Source organism: Brevibacillus borstelensis, assembly GCF_037834415.1.
GTDB lineage: Bacteria > Bacillota > Bacilli > Brevibacillales > Brevibacillaceae > Brevibacillus > Brevibacillus borstelensis_A.
This window is the reverse complement of sequence record NZ_JAUMSJ010000051.1, coordinates 20799-27011: the sequence shown is the minus strand read 5'-3', so window position 1 is coordinate 27011 and position 6213 is coordinate 20799. Positions and strand designations below refer to the sequence as shown.

Genomic DNA, 6213 nt, shown 5'->3' with positions numbered 1-6213 from the left:
CAAATTAATAATGATGACTGGATACTGCACAAAGCGGATGGTGGGATGGTCACAACGAAAAGTCCCTTGAAGCAAGCGAGGGACAATGCCCGTTTGCTTGCTGACCACTTGAAAAAAGATCGGAATTTGCTGCAGGACAACAGCTCATATTTAAAATTTTCCTACGGCTATGGTACGGTCTTTACCCGCTTAAAACAGGAGTATTTTTTGAAGCATAATCTTTATCATGTGATTGAACCGCAGTTTGTTCTTTGCCAAGACGAGATTGACCCTGATGAGGAGGGATTTTCTCCTGAAATATTATTGGAGAAAATACAGGAAATGTTCACTGTTCGCAACACGAAAAGGTATATCTTGACGAATGAAGACATTCAGGCATTTCGCTTCCACCTGTTTCCAGAGGTTCGGATTAGCGCGGAGTTTACATCACCGGTTCGCCATCAGGATCAATTGCTCCTGTCTCTGCACAACATCAAAACGATGGATTTGCATCAGGAGAATTTAGCGAAGCAGCTGGGAGACAAGCATCGATTAATCCGAGGGGTAGCCGGCAGCGGCAAGACGCTTATATTGGCCAGCAGGGCCAGACTGCTTGCGAAAGCACACCCAGATTGGCGTATTCTCGTTCTCTGTTATGGAATTACCTTGTCAAAAAGTCTGAAGCAAATGATTGAAAAAATGATGAATGAACCGGAAGATCTGTTTGAGATGATGAATGCACCAGTGTCTTCTTCCGCATCCAATGTAGAGGTTTACAATTTTCATGAATGGCTCGCCCAGCATCTGAAGATGAACGATACAGATATTCCAGCTCTTTTGGAAAAAGCCAATCGGAAAGAAGCGGTCCTTCCGATGTACGATGCAATATTAATTGATGAGGGGCAAGATTTTGAACCGGATTGGCTGAAGTTGTTGAGCCAATGCTTGAACCCGAATACGCAGTCGTTGCTGCTGGTAGAGGATCGAGCCCAATCTATATTCAAGAGAAAAACAAGTTTGGTTCAGGATATTGGCCTTGATTTTCGTGGACGCTCCAAAATACTTACGATCAATTATCGAAATACAGCTCAAATTATACAATTTGCTTGGGATTTTTTTCAGGCGCATTCCCAACTGAAAAATAAAGTAAAAAGCGGGACGGTAGAAGGAGTGGAAATCATTCCTCCGCAGTCAACCAAAAGGAGAGGTCCTGTTCCGATTATTCAACGATTTCAAAGCATTCAAGAAGAGATGAACTTTGTCTCCAAATCGATAAACTTTCTAACCAGAGAGAAAAAAATACCGTATAGCGATATCGCCATATTGTACCGTGTTAAAAATACCCATCGAGTGTCCTATATCGATGAGATCAAAGACAGTTTGGAAAAACACGAGTTGCCGTACACATGGGTGACAGAAAATGCGGAATCGAAAAGAAGCTTCTCACGTGAAGAAAACAAAGTGAAAATATCTACAATTGACAGTGCAAAGGGTCTCGATTTCCGAGCGGTGTTCATTGTGTCAGTCGAAAACATGCCATTCCCTCTGGAAGAAATAGAAGAGAGAGAGGTTTCGCTGCTTTACATAGCCATGACCCGAGCTTTGGAATGGCTATTTCTAACGTACAGTGGTCATTCAACTTTTACACAATATTTGGATGGAGTGGTGGAGAAAAAGAAGCTGTCAAACACGAAGGTGAAAGAGCTTGGATAACGAAACGACGAGCTACTCGGAGGTTCCGCAATGAAAACGATCAAAACAACCAAACGAGCGCTCCGGCGTTTTCTGCTGGAGACACAAATGCTGCTAGACAGCCCGGAAGCGGAGAAGGGATCTGGAGTTATTCCAGGGGAAACCAGCCTTAGCCCGACCAGCTTCGGTTCGAAAGACGGTTTCAAAAACGGTTTCAATAAGGATTTCCATAACCCAATGGACTCGTCACAAATCCTGCAAGACCGAGTGCGGAACGCAATCCGGCGGCTCGAATGCGTGCAGATCGATCCGGTCAATGCCGTCCGTCCCAACCAGCATCTGGTTCTGGCTGCACGGATTCCCGGCTACCGGCCGGAGATTCTGGATGAACTGCTTCGAGCCGGAGCTTTTTTCGAGTACCTGGCGAACGCCGCCTGCGTCATTCCGATGGAGGACTACCCAATCTTCGAACCGACTCGCCAGCGGCTGCGCGAACGCGTGCAGCCTCAGCTCGACCAGCTCGAAGCGATCGCGGATGGGGTAAGGCAAAAGCTGGGGGAGGAAGGCCCGCTGCCGTCCAAAGCCTTTGAATCCAATCTGCGTGTCCGCGGATACTGGGACAATGTCAGCGCCAAAACAAAGGCGACATCCCATGCCCTGAATCTGCTTTTGGATGCGGCCGAGATCTCGGTCGTCGGCCGCGAGGGAAACCAGCGCCTGTTTGATCTGTCCAGCCGCATCGTCCCCGCAGAGCTAATGCAGAGAGGCAGGGAAATGGAAACGGGTGAAGCCTTGAACGCGCTTTTGGACAAGTACCTCCGGGCGTACCGGGTATTTGAGCCGAGCGACCCGAGACTGGGCTGGCAGCGGATGAGCGCGAGCGAGCGGCGCTCGGCGATTGAGCGGTGCATCGATGCGGGCGAGGTGGTGCAGGTAGAGCTGGAGGACACAGGCAAGCCGTATTTCATCCTCGCATCTGACAGCGAGCGTCTGCATGCGCACATCGACAAGGAACAAGCACAGGCAGGGGAGGAAGCCCCGGCCATTCGCTTCCTCCCGCCCCTGGACAATTTGTTGTGGAGCCGCAAGCGGTTGGAAGACCTGTTTGCCTTTGAGTACCGCTGGGAAATTTACACGCCGGCCGCAAAGCGCAAGTACGGTTATTACGCGATGCCGATACTGGCGGGAGATAGGCTGATTGGCCGCATGGACCCCCGGCTGGATAAAAAAAGCCGCCATTTGTCGGTCCAATTGCTGCAAATCGAACCGCAGGTAAAATTTACGGGACCGCTGAAAAAACAGGTGTTGAACGCTTTGCAGACTTTCGCCGCCAACCATGGCGCAGATACGCTCTCAATTGAACAGACCAAGCTGAAGTAGACAAGCATCATTTAGTCATGCTTGTATCGCCGTTCTGAGAAGAAAACAGCCCTGCTCTGATCAACCTGCAAACTGGAAATTGATTTCATCGGTGGAAATAAAATCTGAAAAACCATGACAAATGTCATATCCTCGAGTTGACGTTTATGACTACAGTGAACAGGATGCGCTTATTATAATCAAAGAAAGAAAAGTTTGCGCCCTGCGTTCCAAAACGTTCCCTATGCGTCAAATCGAGGAGGCAATACGCGATGCACGAATCCAACATAGCTCGTCTGAAAAAAAATGTCGCCCCCTATGAGAAAAACGATACAAAGTCGAGTATTAGACAGCTTCTCAACACCCTGGTTCCTTTTTTGTTGTTATGGTTTGCGGCCTATCAAAGCCTGGCCGTCTCGTATTGGCTGACGCTTCCTCTTTTGATTATCGCGGCCGGATTTGTAATCCGGACGTTCATTATCTTCCATGACTGTTGTCACCAGTCGTTCTTTAGGAATCGCCTGGCTAACGATATACTTGGCACGATTACAGGCGTGATCACGCTCTGTCCGTATGAGCAGTGGAAGCACAGTCATTCGATCCACCATGCGACGAGCAGCAACCTCGACAAACGGGGCGTCGGCGACATCTGGATTCTGACCGTCGAGGAATACCTGTCTTCCCCGCTGTGGCTTCGGATTGCTTACCGGATCTACCGCAATCCGCTTGTCATGTTTGGGCTCGGTCCGATCTATGTCTTCGTGCTTCAGTACCGTTTTAACCGCAAAGGAGCGAGAACCAGGGAGCGGATGAACACGTATCTGACCAATGTCGCCATCGTCGTACTGTATGCGCTGATGATTTGGGCGGTGGGCTGGCAAGCGTTCCTGCTCATCCAAGGTCCGATCTTCTTCATCTCCGGCTTGCTCGGCATCTGGCTGTTTTACGTACAGCATCAGTTCGAGGATTCCTACTTTGAAAACGAAGAAGAGTGGAGCTACGTGAAAGCGGCCGTGGAGGGAAGCTCCTATTACAAGCTGCCCAAGCCTCTGCAATGGATCACCGGAAACATCGGGTTTCACCATGTCCATCATTTAAGCCCAAAAGTTCCGAACTACAATTTGGAGAAGGCGCATAATGCGACGCCTCCGCTGCAGAAGGCAACAACGATTACCCTCGCCACGAGCTTGAAGTCGCTTCGTTTCCGGCTATGGGATGAGCGCAACAAGACGTTTGTCAGCTTTAAAGAGATCAAGGATTTGCTGGACAAGACAGAATCCGCTCCAGAGCCGTTGCAGAGACGAAGTCCCAGTCTGGAAGGAAAATAAACCTGCACAAACCCTTCTCTTCATATACACTTAATGTAGACAGCGAAGCGGAAAGGGTGGGCGATCATGCAAAAGTGGTATCAAATTCTTCACAAAAACACCGGTCTTAGCCCTTATGTGTGGGTCGTCTTTTATATCCTTCCGTTCTATTTCATCTTCCGCTCCTCCTCTACACTTGAGGTTGTGAGCGGGATTGTGATGATTCTCGTGTTCTTTGTCTGTTACGTGTTCTCGTTTCTTTCCAAGGGATGGCTGATTTACTTCTGGACGAGTGTGCAAATCGTCATTTCCATCACGATGACGCTGCTGTTCGGCTATGTGTATTTCTCGCTGTTCCTGGCGTTTTTTATCGGAACTATTCAAAACAAGGTCGGTTTTTACACGCTGTACTCGATTCATCTCGTTAGTACCGTGGTCACGATCAATCTCGGGTTTATCATGAAGAACGCGCAGATGATCAATCAGCTGCCGTTTGTGCTTGTCAGCATGATCGCTGTCATCCTCCTTCCGGTCACCACCTACAACCGGAACAAACGGGAAAAGCTGGAGGGGCAGCTGGAGGACGCAAACAAGCGGATCTCGGAGCTGGTCAAGCTGGAGGAACGTCAGCGGATCGCCAGGGATTTGCATGATACGCTCGGACAGAAGCTCTCCCTGATTGGGTTGAAATGCGATTTGGCTGGCAAGTTGATCAGCAAGGACCCGGACCAGGCGAAAATTGAAATAAAAGAAGTCCGCCAGACAGCACGGATCGCTTTAAAGGAAGTCAGGGAAATGGTTACCCAGATGCGCGGTACGCGGCTTGAGGAAGAGATGTTTCGCATCAAACAGATTCTCGAAGCGGCGCAAATCGATTTCAAGCTGGAGGGTGACCCCAACCTGACCAAAACCTCCCTGATGACCGAGACCGTGCTCTCGATGTGCATAAAGGAAGCGGCGACGAATGTGGTCAAGCACAGCAACGCGTCGGTCTGTTCGGTCGTAATCGAGCCATCCCGGACCGATCTGGTTGTCAAAGTGAAGGACAACGGGATTGGCATTGCCGACGAATCAGCTTGCTATCGCGGAAACGGCCTGCGCGGCATGCGGGAACGGCTTGAATTTGTAAACGGGAGCATGGAAATTGTCTCCGACGAGGGGACGACAATCGTCCTGCGCGTGCCAAACGTCTTCAAACAACCGGAAAAGGAGGCGGTGGTATGATTCGAATCGTCATTGCCGAGGACCAGCGGATGCTGTTGGGCGCTCTTGCTTCCCTGCTCGATTTGGAAGAGGATATGAAGGTCGTTGGCAGAGCAAGCAACGGCGAGGATGCCGTAAAGCTCGTCCATCAGCATCAGCCGGATATTTGCATCATGGATATTGAGATGCCGGTGAAGAGCGGTCTGGATGCGGCAGAGGAGCTGAAGACATCCAGCTGCAAGGTCATGATCCTCACCACGTTTGCCAGAGCGGGGTATTTTGAACGGGCGTTAAAAGCGGGAGCGGATGGCTACTTGTTAAAGGACAGTCCCAGCGAGGAGCTGGCCAGCTCGATTCGCAGCATCATGGCTGGTCGGCGCATCTACGCGCCGGAGCTGATGGATGAGGCGTACGGTCAAGAAAACCCGTTGACTGAGCGGGAAAAGGAAGTCCTGCTGCTGATCGCCGACGGCAAAAATACGAAGCAAATCGCCAGCCAGCTGTATCTCACAACCGGGACGGTCCGCAACTACATCTCCGTCATCCTGGATAAGCTGGGGGTCAGCAACCGGATCGAAGCGATCATGCATTTCAAGGAGAAGGGCTGGTTTAAATAGCTGTATACGGATACGACGAGTAACTATAGAGTTGCGTTTTTCCCAGACACCGGATC

At 50.1% G+C, this 6213-nt stretch carries 5 protein-coding genes; all 5 read left to right on the top strand.

The window, feature by feature from the left end:
* On the top strand, window positions 1-1692 hold a 1692-nt coding region (locus tag Q3F21_RS25125), incomplete at its 5' end, for a DEAD/DEAH box helicase (RefSeq protein WP_340259006.1).
* 30 nt (window positions 1693-1722) lie between these two features.
* On the top strand, window positions 1723-3051 hold the full coding sequence (locus tag Q3F21_RS25120; protein WP_340259004.1) for a winged helix-turn-helix domain-containing protein: 1329 nt from the start codon (window positions 1723-1725) through the stop codon (window positions 3049-3051).
* A 251-nt stretch (window positions 3052-3302) separates the two neighbouring features.
* Window positions 3303-4358: a fatty acid desaturase gene (locus Q3F21_RS25115; protein WP_340259002.1), complete on the top strand. Its 1056-nt coding sequence runs from the start codon at window positions 3303-3305 to the stop codon at window positions 4356-4358.
* 66 nt (window positions 4359-4424) lie between these two features.
* Window positions 4425-5561 (top strand): sensor histidine kinase, encoded by a 1137-nt coding sequence (locus Q3F21_RS25110; protein WP_340259000.1) that lies wholly within the window; start codon window positions 4425-4427, stop codon window positions 5559-5561.
* Entirely contained in the window at window positions 5558-6157 is a 600-nt protein-coding gene (locus Q3F21_RS25105) for a response regulator (RefSeq protein WP_340258998.1), read from the top strand. The genes Q3F21_RS25110 and Q3F21_RS25105 overlap by 4 nt, the downstream gene beginning before the upstream one ends.
* Window positions 6158-6213: the final 56 nt, after the last annotated feature.